Below are 2,511 nucleotides of genomic sequence, written 5' to 3'. Positions count from 1 at the left end.
GCCTCCCCTGCCTCCCCTGCCTCCCCTGCCTCCCCTGCCTCCCCTGCCTCCTGCCTCCTGCCTCCTGCCTCCTGCCTTCTATGCGTTGCTGAGAATTTTCAGGACAATTTCTACCCCAGAAACAGCTTGCCAAATAAAAAGTCCTAAAATCCCAAAATTCAACAAAATATGAGTCGCCCGCGCCCAATTTGCCCCTTTTCGCATGAAGGGAGACAAAGACGCAGAAAAGGCGATCAAACCAGTCATTCCCAAACCAGCTAACAAGTGTGGTCCGACAAATAATTTACCGTTATTGATGTAAGTAACAGCCATACCACCTATTGAACCTGCTACCATCAAGGCTAAGATGATCGCCCCTATTTTCTCGTGTTTATCATTAAATTTAGCTTTAATTAGTTCTTTTCTTTCTTCTGCTGAAGCATTTCTGGTACGCTGGACTTGTAAACCTGAGTAAGCAGCATACAGGGACAACGCTAACAATATCCACATTATTGTTGGGTGAACAAACTCTAACCCAAATTTGACCTCTGGAGCAAGTTCTAAACTCATCGCTTGGTTATCCAAATTATTAAATCTTAATAAAACTTAGCATAAATTGATTCATGACTATTTTGTTTTTTCTCTCTTGCTAAAGTGCAGACAACAAGCACAAACTAATTTTTGACGCTAAATCAAGCAATTTCCACCAGGGCGGAATTTATTATATGATTGATAAAAATGATAATTTACTGCTGAATGCGGCAAAAAGCGGCGATATCAAGCGGGTTGGTGAACTATTAGCTACTGGTGCTAATGTGGATGGGTGCGATCGCAACGGCACTACAGCATTAATGTTTGCGGCTAATTTGGGTTATACAGAAATTGTGCGATCGCTCCTAGATTTTGGCGCTAATATCAATTTAACTAGAAAAACATACCGGTTAACAGCGTTAATGTTGGCTGCAAGCAATAATCAAGTTGATATTGTGAAGCTTTTAATATCTAAAGATGCGGATATAAATGCCGTTAATGAAGATGGTAGCACCGCTTTAATGGCAGCAGCCCAAAAAGGTCATCTGGAAATTGTGCAAATTCTATTAAATGCTGGTGCGGATGCTAGTATTACCGACAAAGACGATGATAGCGCCTTAAAACTTGTTATCAAACAAGGTTATACAGCAATTGTTAAAGCCATACTACAAAAAAGTAATTTTGTCAACACCCCAGATGCAGAAGGTGAAACACCCTTAATAATGGCCGCAGACTTGGGAACTTTAGATATAGTACAAACACTGTTATTACACGGTGCTAATCCCAACATCAAAAACCCCGATAGCAGTACAGCACTAATAACCGCAGCCGCAGCAGGACATAGTAATATTGTTGTAGCTTTATTAGATGCAGGTGCAGAAATTAATCACCAAGACAAAGAAGGAGAAACAGCTTTACACTTTGCCGTGCTAGAAGAATACCAGGATACAGTAAAAATCTTACTTCAACACGGTGCAGATGTAGAAATTAGAAATCATCTAGGAGATACACCCCTACTGATAGCCGCATTCCAAGGATATAGCGAAATAGTAGCAGCTTTAATGAGTGCAGGAGCAGATGCCAATAAAAAGAACTTTGGGGAAGTTGCCCTCACCTTAGCAGTATCTCAAGGACACACCCAAACAGTCAAAGTATTACTTGACAATGGTGCTAACATCAATGTTGTAGCAGATGATGGGAAAACTGCTGTGGTAAAAGCTTTAGTTAGCAACCATCCAGAGATATTCCAACTGCTAATAGAAAAGGGTGCTGATGTGAATTTCCAGGACTCAGCAGGTGCAACAGCGTTAATGTATGCTGCATCAGAAGGTTATACTCAAGCTGTGCAAATGTTAGTTAATCATGGGGCGGATGTCAACTTAAAAAACCAAGGTGGTTATACAGCTTTAATGATTGCAGAATTTAACAGTTATCGCACAATGGCGAATATTTTAAGGCAAGCAGGGGCGCAAGAGTGATATTGAGTCCGGTTTTATTGCTGAGTGCTGATAGCTTATTAAGCAAAACTCCGCTGTAACTGATGTGAGTTTGCTACAACGGAGCAACAAAAAGTTGAAACACCAAGATCAAAAGCTTGAGTTACAAGGGTAGAAAAAAGTAAACCTGAAGACTTAATTTACCTTTTACCTTAGTTTTCTCTATACCTTGATGTTTCCTACTGTGCTAGACATAAACAATATATCAATTTTTATTTTGGCGACAGTATTGGAATTATCATTTTTTGTGTATCGCAATGTAAAATAACAGAAAATCAATCTGTCTTGAGTGTGATTTTCTGCCTATTGATAAGCTTTTGGAACGATTCTATATAAATAATTAAATTTTTAGATTTTTTATATTACAGCAGTTTTCATGTATTTAGGGTTTGCTGAATAAACCTAAAACCTTGATATATCAAAGGTTAGAGGCTGATAAACACAGAAATTAGTGCAAGGGTTTTGAAGGGTATACCGGAAAAAGTGTGCATTTTTTGGGATTTCA

General features: G+C 39.1%; 2 protein-coding genes. One reads left to right on the top strand and one right to left on the bottom strand.

The features are described from left to right. Positions 1-78 precede the first annotated feature (78 nt). Positions 79-549 carry a DUF4079 domain-containing protein gene (locus FFR48_RS27180; protein ID WP_096567047.1) on the bottom strand — a complete coding sequence of 157 codons (471 nt, stop codon included), beginning with the start codon at positions 547-549 and terminating at the stop codon, positions 79-81. Between the two features lie 155 nt (positions 550-704). On the opposite strand from FFR48_RS27180, the gene FFR48_RS27175 reads away from it, so the two are divergent. Then, a complete protein-coding gene (locus FFR48_RS27175) occupies positions 705-1,988 on the top strand; it encodes an ankyrin repeat domain-containing protein (RefSeq protein WP_137669503.1) in 1,284 nt (427 codons plus the stop codon). Positions 1,989-2,511 lie beyond the last annotated feature (523 nt).

This window comes from Sphaerospermopsis reniformis (genome assembly GCF_005402885.1).
Classification (GTDB): domain Bacteria; phylum Cyanobacteriota; class Cyanobacteriia; order Cyanobacteriales; family Nostocaceae; genus Sphaerospermopsis; species Sphaerospermopsis kisseleviana.
The sequence above is the reverse complement of the archived record's forward strand: the minus strand, read 5'-3'. Positions and strand labels throughout refer to the sequence as shown.

Excerpts from the sequence above, each read along its gene's own strand:
- FFR48_RS27180 (WP_096567047.1), bottom strand. The coding sequence starts at position 549 with ATGAGTTTAGAACTTGCTCCAGAGGTCAAATTTGGGTTAGAGTTTGTT.
- FFR48_RS27175 (WP_137669503.1), top strand. The coding sequence starts at position 705 with ATGATTGATAAAAATGATAATTTACTGCTGAATGCGGCAAAAAGCGGC.